This window comes from Arthrobacter sp. YA7-1 (genome assembly GCF_025960325.1).
GTDB classification, from domain to species: domain Bacteria; phylum Actinomycetota; class Actinomycetes; order Actinomycetales; family Micrococcaceae; genus Arthrobacter; species Arthrobacter bambusae_A.
In genome coordinates this window covers 670,357-690,402 of the sequence record NZ_CP110114.1, presented here as the reverse complement: position 1 = coordinate 690,402, position 20,046 = coordinate 670,357, and the positions used below count along the sequence as shown (strand labels likewise).

Sequence of the window (20,046 nt, the reverse complement as noted above, 5' to 3'; positions counted from 1 at the left end):
GCCACTTCTAGAAAGCACCTGCTGGACAGGAGTGCAGACGGCGGGCCATCTTCAAGATGAACTGCTCCCCGAAAGTTGGACTGAGAATTCAGTTCTGACTTACGGGGAGCAGTTCAGTTTTGAGCCGGTCCCCGTGGGGACGCGGCGGGGAGCAGCGTTCTGCTCCCCACCGCGTTGGCATCGGACCCGTGCTCCTGCACCCCGACTTTCGGGTTACCTGTTGCGATGGAATATGCAGGGCCTGGTGTCCGATGCGGCTTTGTGGAGGGGACCCCTGAGTGTTGGTTCGCATTTCGCAGGCTCCCGGGGCGGCTGCTCTGAGATGTTTCGGTGCTTCTTACTCTGGCGTCAGGCCCCTGCCAGGGGCAGGAGCCCGACGCGCAGTGGGCTCTCTCAGTGGGCCAGGGCCGGTTCGCTCAGCTGGTGCTTTTCCGCCTCGGCGGGCACGAAGCCAGCTTTGAGTTCGGTTTGGAGCTTGTCGGTGTCGAGCGCGTGCTGCCACTTGGCGATGGCGACGCACGAGACGATGTTGGCCATGGTGCTGGTGAGGGCGCGGGCTTCGCTCATGAAGCGGTCGATGCCTACGATGAGGGCCACGCCGGCAACCGGCAGCGTGGGCATGATCGTCAGGGTCGCGACGAGGGCGACGAAGCCGCTGCCCGTCACGCCCGCTGCCCCTTTGGAGGTCAGCAGCATCATTCCGAGCATGAGCAGGATCTGGTCCCAGCTGAGATGGATGTCGCAGGCCTGGGCAATGAACATGGAGGAGAGCGTGAGATAGACCGCGGTGCCGGTGAGGTTGAAGGAGTAGCCGGTCGGGACCACGAGGCCGACGACACCGCGGTCGCAGCCGAGGCGCTCGAGCTTGGAGAGCAGGCACGGAAGGACGGGTTCGCTGGAGGATGTGGCGAGGACGATGAGGAACTCGTCGCGGAAGTAGCGCAGGATCCGCCAGAGGCTGAAACCGGTGAGCTTTGCGAGGATGCCGAGGGCGAGGACCACGAAGATGATGCACGCGGCGTAGAAGGCGAGGATCAACATTCCAAGGTTGCCGATCGAGTGGGCTCCGTACTTGCCCACCGTGAACGCCATGGCGCCGAACGCCCCGATGGGGGCGACCTTCATGAGGTAGCCGAACACGACGAACAGCAGTTTGTTGAAGCTGTTGACCACGTTCAGGGCCAGCTGGCCGGGTGCGCCGAGCTTACTGAAGGCGAAGCCGCAAAGCAGCGCGATGACGAGTACGGGCAGGACTTCGCCGTCGGCGAAGGCTCCGATGAAGGTGGTGGGGATGATGCTCAGCAGGAAGTCCGCCGGGTTGCTGCTGGGCAGCTGGGTTGTGTACTTCGAGGCGACCGAGGTATCGAGGTGGGCCGGGTTGATGTGCATGCCCACGCCCGGCTGGAAAAGCATGACCGCACCCAGGCCGATGGCCAGCGCCACCAACGTGAGCACGTAGAACAAGCCCAGTGAACGGATCAGGGTCGGGCCGACCTTCTTGGTGTCGGTCAGGGAGGTTATACCGCTGACGATGGTGCAGAAGACGATCGGCGCGATCATGAACTTCACAAGCTTCACGAAACCGTCGCCGAGCGGCTTGAGGGAGGAACCGAGGTCGGGCCACAGCGCGCCGACGAGGATGCCGAGCGCGACGCCGATGAGTACCTGGACATAGAGGTGTCCGAGAATGGATTTGATCTTCATTGAACAACTTCCTGGGTGAATGCCGCATCAAATGATGGCTAGGGCGGATTGAAGGGGCTAGGCAGTCTGTGCCACAGGCTGAGCGACGTCGATGTCGGCGACGGCGAGTTGGCGGGCCGCCCGGTGGAGGCCGACCTCGCTGACGCAACCGTTGTCGTCGCTGACGACCTCGGTGGTGATGACACCGGCAGGCGTTCCGATGCGCAGAAGCCGGCGCCCTTGGTGAGCACTGTCCGCCGGGCGCAGCGCCTTGGCCACAACCGATCCAGGCAGGGCAGCAGCGAGGGAAACTGCCACGGCGGACGTCAGGCCGATGGCGGGGTGGGGCGCGAGCATCGAGAGCATCCGCACCCGCAGATCATGGCTGTCCGCCGCGATCCTCGTTCCGTCGGCCGCGATGTAGTCGCCGGGCGCTGCAACGACGCCGACCTTCGGCACAGCGTTCTGCGGAGGATCTTCAGGCTTCCTCAGCCCCATCTTCAGACCGGCAGACGCGCGGGCTGCCACGAGCCTTGGCAGGCGCTCGGACAGATTGCCCGTCATCGAGGACAGGTCGATGCCTGCCTCGTCAGCCGGAATCAGCACCGCCGGTGCCCCCGCGTCAACCAGGGTCGCCGTAAGAATAAGCCCGTCAGCAGCGATTTTGTCGGCCGCGCTTCCCGTCGGCAGAACCGCGCCCGTGGTCCGCCCCCACGGGGCGTGGAACGAGAGGCTCACGGGCACGCCCGGCGCGCTGCTGCCGGGGACCAGGGCCATGCCCGACGTCGGGATGCTGCCGCCGGGGGTGGCGATCGTGCCGCTCAGCACGGCTCCGGTGTTGAGGTTGCGCATCCTGACCCGTGTTGTTCCCGCCCCGGGGGGAACGACACCCGACTGGACGGCGTACAGGGCGATCGCGGTGGCGCAGTTGCCGCAGTTGGAACCGAGTTCCACGGTAGGGTCACCGATCCCGACCTGTGCGAAGAGGTAATCGAGGTCGGCCGGGCCGTCGGGGGTGGCCCGGACGACGGCTGCTTTGGACGTCGTTGAGGTGCCGCCGCCGACGCCGTCGAGCTGGCGGGCATCCGCTGCGCCGAAGGCATCGGCCAGCAGGTTGCGGATCTCCTCGCGGCTCCCGGCGTGAGGTGCCACGTCTTCGGCGTCGAAGAGCCAGCACTTGCTCGTGCCGCCCCGGTACCAATGACCGCGCAGTTGCATGGTCTTCTTCCTTCACGTGTCGTGGTCGCGCCTCGCGGCGCCTGCTCCTTCTACGATCCACTCCCCGATAGTTCAGCACAATCACAGGATTCTTGATGGGCCTTCACTTTTGCTAAACTCAGTGCATGGCCGACCTTGACCTGCACAGGCTCCATCTGCTCCGCGAGGTAAGCCGTTCCGGCTCCTTGACGTCCGCCGCGGCGGCTCTCTCCTTCACGACGTCAGCCGTCTCCCAGCAGGTCGCGAAGCTTGAACACGAAGTAGGCGTCGCCCTGATCGACCGGCATCCCAGGGGCGTCGTGCTCACCGATGCAGGTCAGGCTCTCCTGCGATATGCGGACGACATCGACAGGACAATCGAGGCCGCTCGGGCCGAGATGGGCGAGTTCGCCGGGCTGAGGCGAGGCCAACTGCACATGGGGACGTTCCCCACCGTCGGGGCTTCCCTCATGCCTGACGTCGTGCTCGCCTTCCGCGCGCGCCATCCGGAGGTCGCCGTCACGGTGGTCAGCGCGCGTCGCGACGGCCTGCTCGAACGGCTGCGGCGGAGGGACATCGAGCTCACGCTGCTGTGGGACTACCCATGGGAGCGCATCGAGGACGAGGACCTGAACGTCGTTCGGCTCATGAATGACCCCACCATGCTGCTCGTACCGCGCGACCACCCTGTCGCGGCGCGTCGCGCCGTGCGGATCGACACGCTGAGAGACCAGGAGTGGATCGTCCGCGACGAACACCCCGTGGCCGACGTCCTCCGACGGGTCTGCCGCGATGCCGGCTTCGAACCGCGCATCGCCTTCGCGGCCAACGACTACCAAGAGACGCAGGGTATGGTCGCCGCGGGCATCGGCATCGCACTGGCCCCGCAGCTCGCCCTGAGCGCGCTCCGTCCAGACATCATCGCCGTTCCGCTCGCCGGCTCCCCGACGCGGAGGATCCTCCTCGCCCACCTTGCCAACCGCAGGCTCAGCCCCGCCGGGCAGCAAGCCTCGTCCGTATTCCGGGCAACGGCGAAACGCTTGCAAAGCACCGCACTCGCATCAGGCAACCCCAGTTCGTAAGTCCCGTGCCGCCACTACGCGCGGATTCTCGTTCCTTGAGCCATCAACGTAGGCACGTGTGCCCTCTGGCGGATCGGTCGGCCCATACCGAAATGACCGCTGCCTGATTCCGAGGGCAGAGGACTTCTGGCATCCCGTGCAGGCGACTTCGGAAACTGACACACATCATGGCCGGCGAAACAACCATTACAGTGATCGAAAATCTAAATGCGGATCCAGAACTGAGATTTTCTCCCGTTTCCCGTGGGTTCGGGAACACTGAAGGCACTCCCGTCGCGAACTTCACGATTGCTTCGACGCCTCGTACCTTCGATCCGGCCTCCAATGAGTGGATAGACGGGGAGACGCTTTTCCTCCGGGCCACTGTGTGGCGGGATATGGCCGAGAACGTCGCCGCGTCCCTGCGGATCTCATCCCACAACTCATCGCGCTCACCCAGGAAACGGTCACCTACCTAGAAAATTCGGTTACGTCGCCCTGGACGCCTTCTACGGTCGCGCCGCATCCGCGTCCATCTAAGCAGGCAACGCAAGCGGTATAACAATCCTCATCCCTCGACCCGCTGAAGGAGCACGTGCATCATTTGAACATCCGCATCATCCGAACATCCGCATCATGCACACCTCTGGCATCCAAGGCCGCCGCCGTGAGTGCCGACTCACGGCGTGTCATGTAGCAGGCGGGCTCGTCGTTGATGAACCGACGTGAATGGGAAGGCTTGCGGTCAATGTGGTCAAGACTGCGAACAGTCTCGCACCTCGCGGCGATTCTGCTCTACGAGCTGCGGCAACGGGCAGCGAGACCGCCGGCGGCGGACCCGGAGACGGCCATGACCATGTCCATCGCCAGGCTCTCCGCGCAGTCGGGTCTGAGGTACCTGTTCAAGACCACGATGAGGGATGATGTGTCGCCGACTCCCCCGGACGCCACAAGCTACTACATGAAGGCCGGGACGCCGCAGGGGCGCTGGCTCGGCTCCGGCGTGCAAGGTATCAACCGCGCCAGCGGCGACCCAGTCACCGAAACCGATGCCAAAGCCATCTTCGACGAAACTGTCCATCCGGACACCGGCGCTCCCCTGGGCCGCCCGCACGGCCAACCCACACTCGTCCAAAACAGCCAGGGACAAGCCGGCACGCGCCGCGCTGTCGCCGGATTCGATCTGACGTTCAGCGTCCCCAAATCAGTCTCCGTGCTCTGGGCGCTGAGCCCAAGGAGCCTCCAGGACCAGATCCTGCAAACCCACCACGACGCCCTCAACGCCACCCTGGAATGGTTGGAAGAGTCCGTCATCCATACAAGATCCGGACGCAATGGCGTTGCTCGCATCGGCACCACGGGAGCCATCGCCGCCGCCTTCGACCATTGGGAGTCGCGCGCCGGGGACCCGCAACTCCACACACACCTGATCATCGCCAACCGCGTCCAGCGGATCACCGACGGCGCCTGGGTCACCCTCGACTCAAGGACGCTCTACAAGGCCGCGGTCGCCGCCAGTGAGCACTATAACGGGCTGCTCTTCGATGCCCTACATCGCCACCTCGGGACCGACATCGACATCCGCGAGCCCGCAACCACCACGCATAACCCGAGTGCGCACCTGACCGGCGTCGACGACGTCTTGATCCGCGAATTCTCCCACCGGTCACGCCTCATCGATCAGGAAACCGACCGCCTCGTGGCCGCGTGGACCGCGGCCCACGGCACTCCCCCAACGGCGACAACCACGATCAAGCTCCGCCAGCAGGCAACTCTCTCCACACGAACCCCCAAAGCCGAGACCATCGAGCCTCTGCACCAACTCTCCGTGCAGTGGCGGGCACGCGCCGAAGCCAAGGGCTTCGACCCCCGACTCGTGCTGGCCAACACCGTCCGGCGGGCACGGACAAACCCGTTCCGCTCGTGCGACTTCACCGCCGAGTGGATGGACGCCGTCGCGTCGCTCACCCGGGAGCGGGTCGCGGCCAAACGCGCCACCTGGAACCGCTGGAACCTCCTCGCTGAGGCCGAACGGGTCTGCGCCGCGATCCGCTGCCACACACCGGAGGATCGCAACGCCCTGATCGACGCCGTCGCCACCGCCGCCGGAAACCAATCGGTCCCCCTCAACGACCACCGCTACAGCGTCCCCGCGTACGCACAGCCGGATCTCCGCATCGGCAAGCAAAGCGTTTTCGATTTTCACGGCTCCCGCCTCTACACCGATGCGTCGACCCTCGCCTTCGAGGAGGCCGTCATGGCAGCAAGGAACGACGACGGCGGCCCCGCCGTCCGGCCAATGGTCGCCATGGATGAACTCGCCGGCTACCAGCACCACGGCAAATTCGGGCTGCACGTCGACCAGCGGGCCGCCGCTGCAGAGATCCTGCTAAGCGGAAATCGGCTCGACGCCGTCGTCGGACCCGCCGGAACCGGTAAGACCACCGCCCTCGGCGCGGTCAAGGCAGCCTGGGAAGCAGAGTTCGGAGTAGGCAGCGTAGTCGGATTGGCGCCCGCGGCGGCGAGCGCCGAGGTTCTCGGGCGGGAACTGTCCATGGTCGCGGAGAATGTCGCGAAGTGGCTGTACGAGTCCGCCGGTGAGGGGGCCAGTCGCCGGGCTGAGCGGTTCTTCGATGCAGAGCGGCGCCTCACAAATCCTGTGGCTAAGTCAAGCCCGCAGACCGCTCTGCTCGCACAGAAAGCCGCTTGGCTCTCCGCAGAGCAGAACCGGTGGCGGTTCCATTGGAACCAGCTGGTTGTCGTCGACGAGGCCTCGATGGTGTCGACCCTTCAGCTCGCCGCGCTTGTGGAACAGGCCCGGGACGCCGGGGCCAAGGTCCTGTTGGTGGGCGATCCCGGGCAGCTGGATGCCATCGACGCCGGCGGTGTCCTGGGCTGGCTGGACCGCCAGGGCAAGACCGCCCGGTTGAGCACCATCTGGCGCTTCGAGAATGCCTGGGAACGGGATGCCTCGTTAAAGCTCCGTACCGGGGACGTCGCAGCCATCAGCGACTACGAGCAGCATCAACGGATCCGGCATGGAACCTATCTGGACATGGTCGGTCAGGCATATCTGCAGTGGCAGTCCGACATCCGTGTGGGAAGGTCGTCCATCCTTATTGCCGCCGACAACGACACCGTCAGCATGCTCAACGAACGAGCCCAGGCGGACCGCGTGATCCAGGGTCTTGTAGACGCCGAACAGACAGCACTCCTGGCGGACACGCAGTGTGCCGGGCGCGGTGACACAATCATCGCTCGCCGCAACGACCGCACCGTTGCCGACAGCAACGGTGACTTCATCCGCAACGGCACTCTGCTCGACGTCGTGCGTGCAGTCAAGCGCGACGGCTCCCTGGTGGCGGTCCGGAGGGACACCGGCGCCATCGTCACACTGCACCGCGAGTATGTCGAGTCGGCCGTGGAACTGGGATACGCGACCACTGCCCACCGCTCCCAAGGAATCACGGTCGACACCGGCCACACCGTCGTCACCCAAGGACGTCTCACCCGCGAACTGCTCTATGTCAGTATGACCCGGGGCCGCCGCGGCAATTACGCGTACGTCAGCGAAAACGACCCCGGCAACGCCGAGCCACTCGACCCGACCTTGCAACCGCAATGGCAGGAGATCCTCGCCGAAGTGCTCGCGGCAGAAGGCGCCGAGCGAACCGCTCACGAAGTCCGCGACGCCGAACAGTCCAGCGCCGAGACGCTCGACCGGCTCAGCCCGGAATACGACTACCTCGCCCAGATCGCAGCCGCCGAAGATCTGACAAGGTTCATCAAGGCGCGCACTCCGGAGATTGCTGAGGTCTTGCAACAATCCCCCTCGTGGGGCGCGGCCGTCGCAGCCTGGCGCCGAGCGACCGCGGCCAGCCGGCCCGGGGCTCAGCGGACTGTCACGGCCGCTTTGGAAACAAGCGGCGATGCAAAGAACGTCGCAGCCGTTCTGCACGCCCGGCTCGTCAATTTCTCATCCCGCCTGCCAGCCGACGATCGTGCGGTCATCCCCGAACCACTTCATACCAACCGGCCCGACCTCGCCGACATGATCAACCAAGTAACCCATAAGATCAGGCAGCGGGCCAAGCAAGTCGCGTCGGCCGCTTTGACGCAGGACATTGAATGGAAACGAAAACTCCTCCAAACGCTCCCGCCGAACGTGACCGCGACAGACACCGCCCGCCTGGTCGCCAGGGTTGCCATCTACAGGGACCGCTGGGGTATCGACGACTCACCCCTCCCTCTGGGACCTGCACCGGCAGACCATGATTGGGAACAGTCATCGCAGTACGAACACCTCAAGCGCGTTGCTGACCAGGCTTCGTCCCAACCCAACCGGCAACAACAACCCGGCCAATGGCTGGAAGATTCGATCTCCCGACAGGCCAGCCCCATTACTGTCGGTTGGCAGCTCTGACATCAAGATCACTCTGCTCCACGGTCATGCCGTCTGCACCTTTGTCTCCCATGAAGTAGGAACACAGCCTGGCCGTACTTCAGGTGACCAAGACCACGGAGACTCCAATGACGACGACCCCAAAACGCAACCAGCCCGTCGAGGCTGACCAACAGTGGCTAACCCCGAAAGAGATCTGCGCACAGCTTCAGATCCCCGAACAGACCTTCTACCAGTGGCGGGCAAAGCACGTCGGACCGCCGGCCTACCGAATCGGCCGACACCTTCGAATCAGCCACGCCGATTTTGTTGCCTGGCTGTCCCTCCACGCGGAGCGTTAGCCCGCACGAGGCCATTGCGCAAGAAATGAGCAGGTATCCCCTCCCGCTCGGTACATGGGGGACAATCCGGACCGAGCGGGCAACAGCAAAGACCTGGCGCGCCCGGACCTACTTCCGCGACATGGACGGAAAACTGCGACAGGTAGAGGCCCGCGGTCCATCAGCCGCGGGCGCCCGGCGGAACCTGCAAATCAGGCTCCAGAAACGCAGCACCCCGCGCAAGGGCCTGATCGCATCCACGGACAAGATCAGCCAACTCGCGGACCTCTACCTCCTGGAACTGGACCGCTCCGACAAAGCATCACGGACCAAGGACAAGTACTCATTCACCGTCAAGAAGTACATCACTCCCGCTCTTGGGTCCATCCGGATCGGGGAAGCGACCCCCGGGGTTATCGACTACTTCTTTCGCGATGTCGTGGACCATGCCGGACCGGCCACGGCCCGGACCTGTGGGGCCGTGCTCTCCTGGATGTTCAAGATCGCCCGCCGGCACGACGCCGTCCCAACCAACCCGGTCCTGGGGATATCCATCCCCCGCACGCCGTCGGCCAAGCCCCAGGCGCTGGCCCCCGATCAATTCCTGGACTTGCGCTCAAAGCTCATTGCCTGGGAAAACGAGCCGGCACTCGGCAGGACGCGGACACAAGAACTCCACGAAATCGCCGATTTCCTCATCTTCACCGGCCTCAGGGCAGGGGAACTCTTTGCGCTGCGATGGGAAGACATCGAGCTCGACGCCGCTCCCCCGACCGTCTTCATCAACGCCACAGTCATCCGGACATCCACCGGCGGCGTGAGGATTCAAGACCATCCCAAGTCACAACATGGCATCCGCCATGTCACGGTTCCCGATTTCCTCGTGGACAGGCTTCGTGAACGGCTGAGTCGTCAGGACCCGGCAACAAATCCGCTAAACCTCGTCTTCCCGTCCACCACCGGTACGGTCTGCGATCCGAACAACGTCGGCAAGACATGGCGGAAAGCGGCTAACGCCATCGGCTACCCCTGGGTCACGCTCAAGACCTTCCGCAAGGCAAACGCCACCATCATCGCCCGGACGATGGGAGTTGAAGCCGCGGCATACCAAGCAGGCCACTCCAAGGTTTCGATGACGCAGAAACACTACGTCGAGGAATACAAAGAAGCACTGGACACCCGCGGCGCACTCAACGCCTTCAACCCCGATCCGCCAAAGCCCCCGGACATGGGCATGTAGCCTGGCGCAGGCTCACACCGAAACTGATTCTAGTGAGTTTATGGTGAGTCATGGTTGGAATGAGCACTTTTCGCTCTTCCCGCAGGAACATACCCGCAGGTCAAAGCCACAATCGGAGCCCCCTGTCGGATTCGAACCGACGACCCCCGCTTTACAAGAGCGGTGCTCTGGCCAACTGAGCTAAGGAGGCGCGCCCCGGCGAACCGGGACTGGTGCCCCGGCGAACCGGGACTGGTGCCCCGGCGAACCGGAGCTGGTGCGCGCGAGCGCTAGATAAGGGTAGCCCAAGACCTCCCGCCCACGGAAATTCCCAGTGGACGGAAGGCCTCGGGCCAGAGAGCTACTTCTTCGCTGCGATAGCCGCATTCAAGAGGGTCATGAAGTCCGTCTTGTTATCCCACTGCTTACCGTCGATAAACACCGTCGGAGTGCCGGAGATCCCGATATTCTTCGCCTCTTGGGTGACCACCTTGATGAACGGCCGGTACGTCTTGTTGTCGATGCAGGAGTCGATGTTGGCCGATCCCGCCTGGGTGGCCAACTTCTTGAGGTCGTTGTCCGAAATGCCTGCGCTGCCCTCGGCGGGCTGCTGTGCGTACAGCAGGTCCACGAGCGCCGAGTACTTGTCCGGCGAGGTGTTCGCGACACAGGCCGCGGCATTGGCTGCGCGGGACGAGTAGTTGGTGCTGGAGCTGGCGTCGAGGAAGCCGAACGGACGGTACTCCAGGGTGATCTTGCCATCGTTGCGCAACTGGGTCAGCTGCTGGCTGTACGTGGTCTCGAAGTTCTTGCAGATCGGGCAAATGAAGTCGATGTAGGCCACAACCTTGACCGGTTTGCCAGCTTCAGCGTCAGCCCCCGGAGCGGTCACCGTGGCGGGCGGGGTGGCCGGGGCGGACGGCAGAGATGCCAGGCTGACGGTGCCGGCGGCCACCTTCGTCACATCGGTGCCCTTCAGCAGCGTCACGCCGCCGTGCACGTTGGCGTTCGCCGGCGTCGGGCCCTGGTCGGCAATAGGGGCGTTGTTCGCTATGTTCTGGGTGACCACGAGGGCGATGACCGCGAGGATCGCCACAACGGCAACCACAATGCCCCATCCGATGAGCAACTTGTTGCGCTTGTCTTTCTTCAGCTGAGCTTCGCGGATTTCGCGGGCCTTCTCGCGGGCCTGGGCGGTGCGCTCTGCCTTGGACAGGCGTGGTTCGTTTGCGGGGCTCATCAGTTCCTCGTGATTTATCGACGGCGTTGGGTTATTAGCTATGGCAACGGTGCCAGTTTACGGGAGAAGACTGGCAGCTTTGCTGGGGTCTTCGACTCCAGTCTGAGGAACGAGCAAGTGTCCTTGATGATTCCCGCCGGTAGGGTGGGAGAAGAGTCACAGGCAACCCCAGGGGGCAGCAATGCAAGAACCAGCAAGCGAAAAAATCGACAGCGGACCCGAAGGAAATCAGGCTCCAAAAGCCCGGAAACACGATTTCATGGTGGTCTCCAACCGCCTTCCGGTTGACCGCTACCCCAGCGATGACGGGGAAAACAACGAGGAAGGTTGGCGCCGCTCTCCCGGCGGCCTGGTGACCGCCCTCGCACCGATGATGACAAAGACCGACGGCGCGTGGGTGGGCTGGCACGGCGCCCCGGACGAGGCCCTGGAGCCCTTCAGCCACGACGGCATGGACCTGATTCCCGTGGATCTCAGCACCGACGATGTTGAGCTCTATTACGAAGGGTTCTCCAACGCGACCCTCTGGCCGCTCTACCACGACGTCATTGCCCCGCCGGAGTTCCACCGCACCTGGTGGGACAGCTACCGCCGGGTCAACCAACGGTTCTCCGATGCCGTCATCCAGTACGCGGACCACGGAGCCACCGTGTGGGTGCAGGACTACCAACTCCAGCTCGTGCCGAGCATGCTCCGCCAGGCACGCCCGGACCTGCGGATCGGTTTCTTCAACCACATCCCGTTCCCGCCACCGGAAATCTTCGCCCAATTGCCGTGGCGCCAGGCCATCATCGAAGGCCTGCTCGGCGCTGACCTGGTAGGTTTCCAGCGCCCGAGCGACGCGGCAAACTTCATGCGTTCGGCGCGCCGCTTCATCGGTGCGAGCGTGAAGCAGCAACAAGTCCACGTCAAGGGACGGGATGGGCAGATCACCCATATTGCCCGCGCGCAGGCCTTCCCGATTTCCATCGCCGTGGACCACATCAGCGAACTCGCCGAGCGCCCTGACATCATCGAGCGCGCCCGGCAGATCCGCGAGGACCTCGGAAACCCGAAAACGATCCTCCTGGGCGTGGACCGCCTCGACTACACCAAAGGCATCCCCCACCGCTTGAAGGCGTTCGAGGAACTCCTCAAGGAAGGCCGGCTCAAGGTGGAGGACGCCACCCTGATCCAGGTGGCCAGTCCCAGCCGCGAGCGCGTGCGGCAGTACCGGCTCCTACGCGAGGAAATTGAAGGCACCGTGGGCCACATCAACGGCAGCTACGACACCATGCAGAACACGGCCGTGCGCTACCTCCACCACAGCTACCCGGTCGAGGAAATGGTGGCTTTGTACCTCGCCGCCGACGTCATGCTGGTAACGGCATTGCGCGACGGCATGAACCTCGTCGCCAAGGAATACGTCACGGCCCGGACCAACAATACGGGCGCCTTGGTACTCAGTGAATTCACCGGAGCGGCCGATCAGCTCAAGCAAGCGCTCCTCATGAATCCGCACGACATCGACGGACTCAAGAACACCATCATGCGGGCCGTGGAGCTTCCCCCGAACGAATCCCGCCGACGAATGAAGTCCATGCGGAAACAAATCCTCGACCACGACGTCGATCATTGGTCAGCCGAATTCCTCTCGGCCCTAGCAGAAACCGTGGTTCGCGATGACTCCTGAAACAGCCGCCAATCCCCCGTTGAGCCTCCCGCCCGAGCTGCTCGACGCCGTCCGCAGGATAGCGGGAACCGACCACCTCCTGGTGGCGATGGACTTTGACGGCACCATCTCCCCGATCGTGGACCACGCCGACGCCGCCCGCCCGCTCGAGCGCTCAGCCGCCGCTTTTGCCGAACTCGCCAAGCTTCCGAGGACGACGACGGCGCTCATCTCGGGGCGCGCATTGGCCAGTCTGCGGGAGGTCGCCTCACCCCCTGAAGCCACGCTGCTGATAGGCAGCCATGGCGCAGAGGCCTGGTTGGGCCCCGGTTCGACGGAACTCCAACTCGACGACGCCCAACGGGAGCTCCTCGCCGAAGTCCGCGAAGTCTTGGCCGGAATCTCGCAGGAAGCTCCGGGGACCGTCCTCGAAGACAAGCCCGCCGGCGTCGTACTCCACACCAGGCGTGCCGCCGACGACGTGGCGGAGGACGCCGTCGCGGCGGCGAGGTCGGTGCTCGAAGGCCTGCCTGGAGTCTTCCTCAAGAACGGCAAACGGGTCCTCGAGACCTCGGTAGTGCACTCCTCCAAGGGCGATGCTGTCGAGTTCCTGCGCCAGGCCACCTCCGCCACCGGGATCCTTTTTGCCGGCGACGACGTGACGGACGAGGACGCGATCGCCAGGCTCGGCTCCACCGACGTCGGAGTGAAGGTCGGGCTGGATTTCACCCAGGCCGAGTTCCGCGTCGAGGCCCCTGTCCACGTCGCAGAACTCCTGGAGGCCGTGCTTCGCGAGCGTCGCCGCAAGGTCTCGCGAGACGCATCTCACATGTGACATTCGTAACATTTAGGCGAATAACCCGGACTGCTGCCATACTCTTGGTTGTGATGTGGCGCACAACTACCGTGCGGCGTCACTCAGTCTCCCTTGCCCGGGCTTAGCCCAGGGCGGGGAGTCCAACTGAATAAACATGAACCATTCACAACGGATCGTCCGGCACGTACCTGCCGGTGAAGGGATTGATAACTGTGGCAACAGTTACTTTTGATAACGCTACGCGTCTGTACCCGGGCACAGATAAGCCCGCCGTCGATAAGCTCAACATCGACATCGCCGATGGCGAATTCCTGGTCCTCGTTGGACCCTCCGGTTGCGGTAAGTCCACCTCCCTGCGCATGCTCGCGGGCCTCGAGGATGTGAACTCCGGCCGCATTCTGATCGGTGACCGCGACGTCACGGACGTCCCGCCGAAGGACCGCGACATCGCAATGGTCTTCCAGAACTACGCTCTCTACCCGCACATGACGGTTGCGGACAACATGGGCTTCGCACTCAAGATCGCCGGCGTTTCCAAGGAAGAGCGCGCCGAGCGTGTCCGCGAAGCAGCCAAGCTTCTTGACCTTGAGCAATACCTGGACCGCAAGCCGAAGGCACTCTCCGGTGGCCAGCGTCAGCGCGTTGCCATGGGCCGCGCCATCGTCCGCAACCCGCAGGTCTTCCTCATGGATGAGCCCCTTTCCAACTTGGACGCCAAGCTCCGTGTCCAGACCCGTACGCAGATCGCATCCCTGACCCGCCGCCTCGGCGTCACCACGGTCTACGTGACCCACGACCAGGTCGAGGCCATGACCATGGGTGACCGCGTTGCCGTTCTCAAGGACGGCCTGCTGCAGCAGGTCGACACCCCGCGCAACCTGTACGACCGCCCGAAGAACGTCTTCGTTGCCGGCTTCATCGGCTCCCCCGCCATGAACCTGCTCGAACTGCCCGTCGTCGACGGCGGCGTCCAGTTCGGTGGCACCGTGTACCCGGTACCCCACGATGTCCTCGAAGAGGCACACGGCAAGACCGTCACCCTCGGTTCCCGTCCGGAAGACCTCGAGACCGTTGGTGCCGGCGAAGGCCTCGAAGTTGAGGTCGACGTCGTCGAAGAGCTCGGCGCCGACGCCTACGTCTACGGCCACACCACGCTTGACGGCAAGAGCCACGACATCGTGGCCCGCGTCGACGGCCGCCGCCCCCCGATGAAGGGTGAGTCCATCTTCGTTCGTCCGCAGTCCGGCCACGTGCACTTGTTCGACACGAAGTCGGGCCTGCGCCTGGGCGACTGATCCCCACCGGCACCCTAATATCGAAGCGACGGCGGCCCTTCCGAGTGGACGGGCCGCCGTCGTCGTTAACAACAGCCTCCATACGGAAGAATTGACCCCATGACCGAGCAAAGCGGTGCCAAGTGGCATGACGAACCCACCGACTACGCGCAGATCGGCAAACTCCCGCGCACCGAGGCTGCCAGCGCCAACGACACTGCACCACCAGCGAGCGTCATCGGATCCCTCAACATCACCGCCGCGGCGGCCGATCCCGAACTCCTGGACCTGCCCTGGCACATCGCCCTCGAAGACTGGCCCGCAGCAAACCTGGCCGCCCTGCCCCGCGGCATCTCCCGGCACATCGTGCGTTTCGCGCACTTGGCCGGCTCCGTTATCGCCATCAAGGAAACGTCCGAGCACGTTGCCCGGCACGAGTACCACATGCTCCGCAAGCTGGCACGGATGGATGTGCCATGCGTCGAGCCGGTTGCAGTCATCACCGGCCGGACCACGGTGGACGGGAAGCCGCTGAACCCCGTGCTGGTCACCCGCCACCTCAAATTCTCCATGCCATACCGGGCGCTCTTCTCCCAGATGCTGCGGCGGGACACGCTGACGAGGCTAATCGATGCCCAGGCGCTGCTGTTGGTGCGCCTGCACCTGATCGGCTTCTACTGGGGCGACGTCTCCTTGTCCAACACCTTGTTCCGTCGCGACGCCGGCGCCTTCGCCGCGTACCTCGTGGACGCCGAGACCGGCGAGCTGTACCCCGATCTGTCGGTGGGCCAGCGCGAATACGATCTCGAGATCGCGCGCGTCAACATCGCCGGGGAACTCATGGACCTGCTCGAAGGCGGACTGATCGAAGAGAAGGTGGACCCGGTGGCGACGTCGGAGCTCATCATGGACTCGTACCGCAGGCTCTGGACCGAGCTTACCGAGAAGGAATCGTTCGAACTCGGCGAGCGCTGGCGCGTGGGGGCGCGCATCCGCCGCCTCAACGAACTGGGCTTCGACGTCGAGGAATATGCCATCAAGACCACCGCGGACGGCTCCACCATCCAGCTGCAGCCCAAGGTCGTCGACGCCGGCCACCACCAGCGGCGGCTGCTCCGCCTCACTGGCCTGGATGCCCAGGAGAACCAGGCCCGCCGGCTGCTCAACGACATGGATTCGTTCCGGGCGGACAACAATCCGGACATGGACGAAGAAATAAGTGCCCACACCTGGGTCAGCCAGATCTTCGAGCCCATCGTCCGGTCCATCCCGCGCGACCTCGCCGGCAAGCTTGAGCCAGCGGAAGTGGTCCACGAAGTCCTCGAGCACCGCTGGTACATGAGCCAGAAGCAGGACAGCCACATCCCCTTGGCGGAAGCCGTGCAGTCTTACCTGGATACCATCCTGCGCCACCGGCGTGACGAGGCTGCCATCATGCTCAACCCTGACACTGCGATGCTCAAGATCCTGGAAGCCGAAACCGAGGAATCCCGGTACGACGAGGACGAATACCCGGATTCGGACGACTAACGCCGAGGTTTAGGGCTCCAGCGTCTGCGCGAGTCCCTTGAGTACGGGTTCGCGTCCTAGCTCGATGTGGGAGTACGCCAGCGTGTAGGCGAGGTCGGCCTTGCCGCCGAGGATGGCGTTGCATAGTTCCATGTGCTCATCGCGCTGGAGTTCGTTGCTGCGGTTGTGGGCGAGCCCGAAGATCCAGCGCATCCGCCCGAACAACGGTTTGACCGATTCGATGAGCAGCCGGTTGCCGGACAGCCGGACGATTTCGGCATGGAACGCCGCACTGAGGCGTACGACGTCGTCGGTCCGGTCGTCGTCGATCGCTTGCCTCGTGTCGTCGAGGAGTTCCTGCAGTCGGCCGCCCGGTTCACCCGCCGCGACGCGGACGGCCGCCATGCGGGCGGCAAACGTTTCCAGGCAGAGCCGCACGTCGAAAAGTTCATTCACGTCGGTGAGCGTCAATTGGCGGACCACTGCGCCCCGGCGGGGGAAGGTTTCCACGAAGCCGTCCTGCTCGAGGCGTTGGATGGCTTCGCGTACCGGAATTCGTGAAACGTTGTAGAGCTCGGAGAGCTCCCGTTCGCGCAGCCGCACGCCCTGCTCGTATCTCCCCGCCACGATTCCCTCAAGAACCAGCTGGTAGACCTGTTCGGCCCGGGCTTCGTCGTCGCGGGCTGTCAGCGTTTCGGACATCGCCTTCGGCCACCCTTCCCTTCCCCGTCGTCTTGCATTCCACCCGAGCATACACGGGCGGAAATAGTGCTTTTTGGTATTCCAGATAACGCAATATTTGTGATTTACATCGCCAAAAACCTGCTCTAATCTATTTTTGGTATACAAAAGAGCCGGGGGTCCACTCTCTGTCAACCAGCGCCGGAGCGGGTTCGCCCTTGGCCCCGGCCTGCCATCACGCAGGTCTGGAATCCGCGGCCCACGCTGGTGTGCAATAGATCCAACATCAAAGGAGCAATACATTGAACACCTTGATTCGCGCCGTCCGCCCCTGGGGACAAGCATTGAGCGACGTCCTCGTCACGGACGGCAAGATCACCGACGTCGAACCCCACCACCCGGCGCGCGCAGCGGCCGGCGACGTCACCGTCGTCGAAGGCCGCGGCCGTCTTCTCGTGCCGTCGTTCTCGGACGTCCATGTGCACCTGGACTCGACCCGCATCGGCCTGCCGTTCCGCGAACACACCGGCGGCCCGGGCGTATGGACCATGATGATGAACGACCGGCAGAACTGGCGCAACGCCGAAGTTCCGCTGCAGGAACGCGTCAACGACACCCTCGGCCGGATGATCGCGCGCGGCACCACCCGAGTCCGTTCGTATGCCCAGATCGACGTCGATTGCCGCCTTGAGCGTTTCGACGCCGTGATGGCCGCCAAGGAGCAGTTCAAAGGCCAGGCCGACGTCGACATCATCGCGTTCCCGCAGGCCGGCCTCCTCCTCGAGGAGGGCACCGTGCCCCTCATGGACCAGGCCCTCAAGGCCGGCGCCAATGTGATGGGCGGCATCGACCCCTGCAGCCTGGACCGCGATCCGGCCCGGCATCTGGACATCGTCTTCGGACTGGCCGAAAAGTACCAGGTCCCCATCGATATCCACCTCCATGAGCCCGGCGAACTCGGCGTGTTCAGCACGGACCTGGTGCTTGAGCGCACCCGCGCGCTGGGGATGCAGGGCAAGGTCACCATGTCCCACGCGTACCAGCTGGGCAGCATCTCCGAGGCCACCACGCGCCGCCTCATCGACGAGTTCGCCGAACTGGACATCTCGATGGCGTCCGTGGCGCCGGGTCCCGCCGGCGTGGCGGGCCAGCTGCCCATCCCGATGCTCGCCCAAGCCGGAGTCCGGATGGGCTTGGGCGAGGACGGCCAGCGCGACTACTGGTCCCCCTACGGCAACACGGACATGCTCGACCGCACATGGCAGCTCGCTTTCACCCACGGCTTCCGCAAGGACGAGCTCATCGAGCACTGCCTCGCGATCGCCACGGTAGGTGGCGCAAGTATCCTCGACCCGTCCGCCACCCGACTGAAGGGCACGGCACACCGCCCGGGCGTCGAGGTCGGCGATCCCGCGGAACTCCTGCTGCTCGACGGCGAAACGGTGGCCTCCGCCGTCATGGACCGCGGCACCGACCGCACAGTGATCCACCGCGGCAAGGTCGTGGCGGATCAGCTCGAGCTCGTCTAATTCCGCCCAAAAAAGTGGCCGTTCCCTCGCGGAGGGACCGGCCACTTTCTTGGTTTAACGCCCGACGGCGGCGGGCTCGCCACGACGCTCCGCCTCGGCGGCTGCCACCGTCACGGCGCTCCGCCTCGGCGGCTGCCACCCTCACGGCGGGCCCGCGCACGGCGGGCCCGCGCACGGCGAGGAAACCGGCAAGCGCAAGGAACACCGCCTCCGCCGCCAAGGCCCAAAACGGAACGTCCCAGCCACCGGACCACTCATGCAGGAATCCCGCGCCCAAGGGCCCCAGGGAGGCCAGCGCGAAACCCAAACCCTGGCTCATGGCGGAAAGGCTGCCAGCGCTCTCCGGCCCTGCCGAACGGATGACCACCAACGCCATTCCCAGCCCGAAGCCGGCGCTCTGGACGATCCCCAACAGGCCGACCATCAGGAACTGCAAAGCTGCGGGCGCCGTCAAGACGCCTATCAAAGCCGCGGCAACGAACAACCCCAAGCCCGGAGCCATGAACTTCAGGACCGCTCGACGCCCCGCGAGGACGGGAGCCAGCAAGCTTGCGGGCAGCCCGGCGATGCTGAACCAGGCCAAGAGCCCGGCCGCGTCCGCCGCGGTCTGGCCCTTCGACACCAGGAAGACAGCCAACCACGAGGTAATGGCGAAATACAGCATGGCTTGCAGCCCGAAGAAAGCGGTCACAGCCCAGGCCGTCCCCTGTTTTCGCAGCGGAATGGCGACGGCCTCGCCCGTGGCGCCGCCCGCCGTCGTCGTCTCCTGTAAACCAGCGCCCGACGCCGGTCCGCCGCTTCCATCGGTCCCGCCGGTCCCGCTGGGGCGCCCTGGTGTTTGATCTGTACGCCGGATCAACGCGGCCGCGAGCACGGCGGGGACGGCCCAGACGGCCAGTGCCCAGGCGAGGCTTCCGCCGAGCGCTTGCTGCAGCGGCTGGACGAGCCCTGCGCCGAGCGCCGCGCCCAGACCGAAGCCCATCGTGCACAGCCCCGTCCACCAGCCGGTACCGCGGTTTGCTTTGACGATCTGTGGCACGAGCACGCTGGCGGTCATGATGGATGCCCCTGCCAGGAACGTTCCGGGCAGCAACAGCCCGGGCACGAATACGCGGCCAATCAGCGCGGCGGCAAGTACCAGAAGCGCCGCAGCCACGGCCCTGCCAGTGCCCAGGCGACGGGCCAGCCACGGACCGCAGGGAGCTGAGACGCCGAAAGCAAGTACAGGCAAGGCACCGAGCAGCGGCAGCAGATGCGCGTCGAGTCCGAAGCCTGCCTGCAGCTGGCCCATCGTGCCGGCGACCGTCGTAATGGCCGGACGGAGGTTGATGGAGACAAGCGCCAGTGCAACGAGTACCCCGGCGGCCCGTCGGGCAGCGTACGCGGAAGCACCGTGGCGCCGGCTTGTTTGTCCCATTGGTCGTCTCCCGGAATCTAATTTGGTATACCAAATAAGATTAGGG

At 64.6% G+C, this 20,046-nt stretch carries 15 protein-coding genes and 1 tRNA gene; 10 read left to right on the top strand and 6 right to left on the bottom strand.

The genetic code is table 11. The annotated features are described in order from the left end of the window. Nucleotides 1–393: 393 nt before the first annotated feature. Nucleotides 394–1,704: a C4-dicarboxylate transporter DctA gene (gene dctA / locus OIT41_RS03290; protein WP_241708004.1), complete on the bottom strand. Its 1,311-nt coding sequence runs from the start codon at nucleotides 1,702–1,704 to the stop codon at nucleotides 394–396. Nucleotides 1,705–1,761: 57 nt separating this feature from the next. Continuing rightward, nucleotides 1,762–2,901: a PrpF domain-containing protein gene (locus OIT41_RS03285; protein ID WP_241708003.1), complete on the bottom strand. Its 1,140-nt coding sequence runs from the start codon at nucleotides 2,899–2,901 to the stop codon at nucleotides 1,762–1,764. Nucleotides 2,902–3,026: 125 nt separating this feature from the next. Between OIT41_RS03285 and OIT41_RS03280 the strand changes: the two genes are divergently transcribed. The 5 genes from OIT41_RS03280 to OIT41_RS03260 all read left to right on the top strand — a co-directional run bounded on the left by OIT41_RS03280 (nucleotide 3,027) and on the right by OIT41_RS03260 (nucleotide 9,903). Then, nucleotides 3,027–3,962, top strand: coding sequence for a LysR family transcriptional regulator (locus OIT41_RS03280; protein ID WP_241708002.1), 936 nt, complete (start codon nucleotides 3,027–3,029; stop codon nucleotides 3,960–3,962). Nucleotides 3,963–4,129: 167 nt separating this feature from the next. Then, nucleotides 4,130–4,420: a single-stranded DNA-binding protein gene (locus tag OIT41_RS03275; protein WP_264637435.1), complete on the top strand. Its 291-nt coding sequence runs from the start codon at nucleotides 4,130–4,132 to the stop codon at nucleotides 4,418–4,420. A 269-nt stretch (nucleotides 4,421–4,689) separates the two neighbouring features. After that, nucleotides 4,690–8,364 (top strand): MobF family relaxase, encoded by a 3,675-nt coding sequence (gene mobF, locus OIT41_RS03270; RefSeq protein ID WP_241708000.1) that lies wholly within the window; start codon nucleotides 4,690–4,692, stop codon nucleotides 8,362–8,364. A gap of 107 nt (nucleotides 8,365–8,471) precedes the next feature. Further along, complete coding sequence (locus OIT41_RS03265; RefSeq protein ID WP_241707999.1) at nucleotides 8,472–8,684, top strand: helix-turn-helix domain-containing protein; 213 nt, start codon at nucleotides 8,472–8,474, stop codon at nucleotides 8,682–8,684. Between the two features lie 25 nt (nucleotides 8,685–8,709). After that, entirely contained in the window at nucleotides 8,710–9,903 is a 1,194-nt protein-coding gene (locus OIT41_RS03260; RefSeq protein WP_264637434.1) for a tyrosine-type recombinase/integrase, read from the top strand. A 116-nt stretch (nucleotides 9,904–10,019) separates the two neighbouring features. Here the strand turns inward: OIT41_RS03260 and OIT41_RS03255 are convergent. Then, a tRNA-Thr gene (locus OIT41_RS03255) sits at nucleotides 10,020–10,093 on the bottom strand. Nucleotides 10,094–10,243: 150 nt separating this feature from the next. Next, complete coding sequence (locus OIT41_RS03250; RefSeq protein WP_078106406.1) at nucleotides 10,244–11,122, bottom strand: DsbA family protein; 879 nt, start codon at nucleotides 11,120–11,122, stop codon at nucleotides 10,244–10,246. 181 nt (nucleotides 11,123–11,303) lie between these two features. Between OIT41_RS03250 and OIT41_RS03245 the strand changes: the two genes are divergently transcribed. From OIT41_RS03245 to OIT41_RS03230, 4 genes are all read left to right on the top strand, one after another. Then, nucleotides 11,304–12,794, top strand: a complete 1,491-nt coding sequence (locus OIT41_RS03245) for an alpha,alpha-trehalose-phosphate synthase (UDP-forming) (RefSeq protein WP_274619670.1) — start codon at nucleotides 11,304–11,306, stop codon at nucleotides 12,792–12,794. After that, complete coding sequence (gene otsB, locus OIT41_RS03240; RefSeq protein ID WP_264637433.1) at nucleotides 12,784–13,608, top strand: trehalose-phosphatase; 825 nt, start codon at nucleotides 12,784–12,786, stop codon at nucleotides 13,606–13,608. The genes OIT41_RS03245 and otsB overlap by 11 nt, the downstream gene beginning before the upstream one ends. A gap of 194 nt (nucleotides 13,609–13,802) precedes the next feature. Then, nucleotides 13,803–14,885: an ABC transporter ATP-binding protein gene (locus OIT41_RS03235; protein ID WP_059388327.1), complete on the top strand. Its 1,083-nt coding sequence runs from the start codon at nucleotides 13,803–13,805 to the stop codon at nucleotides 14,883–14,885. Nucleotides 14,886–14,984: 99 nt separating this feature from the next. Then, nucleotides 14,985–16,394, top strand: coding sequence for a DUF4032 domain-containing protein (locus tag OIT41_RS03230; RefSeq protein WP_078106409.1), 1,410 nt, complete (start codon nucleotides 14,985–14,987; stop codon nucleotides 16,392–16,394). A 9-nt stretch (nucleotides 16,395–16,403) separates the two neighbouring features. Here the strand turns inward: OIT41_RS03230 and OIT41_RS03225 are convergent, their stop codons facing one another. Further along, nucleotides 16,404–17,075, bottom strand: coding sequence for a GntR family transcriptional regulator (locus OIT41_RS03225; protein WP_264637432.1), 672 nt, complete (start codon nucleotides 17,073–17,075; stop codon nucleotides 16,404–16,406). Nucleotides 17,076–17,356: 281 nt separating this feature from the next. Between OIT41_RS03225 and OIT41_RS03220 the strand changes: the two genes are divergently transcribed. After that, nucleotides 17,357–18,583, top strand: a complete 1,227-nt coding sequence (locus OIT41_RS03220; RefSeq protein ID WP_264637431.1) for an amidohydrolase family protein — start codon at nucleotides 17,357–17,359, stop codon at nucleotides 18,581–18,583. Here the strand turns inward: OIT41_RS03220 and OIT41_RS03215 are convergent. Further along, on the bottom strand, nucleotides 18,510–20,000 hold the full coding sequence (locus tag OIT41_RS03215) for an MFS transporter (RefSeq protein ID WP_264637430.1): 1,491 nt from the start codon (nucleotides 19,998–20,000) through the stop codon (nucleotides 18,510–18,512). The genes OIT41_RS03220 and OIT41_RS03215 overlap by 74 nt on opposite strands. Between the last annotated feature and the right edge of the window lie 46 nt (nucleotides 20,001–20,046).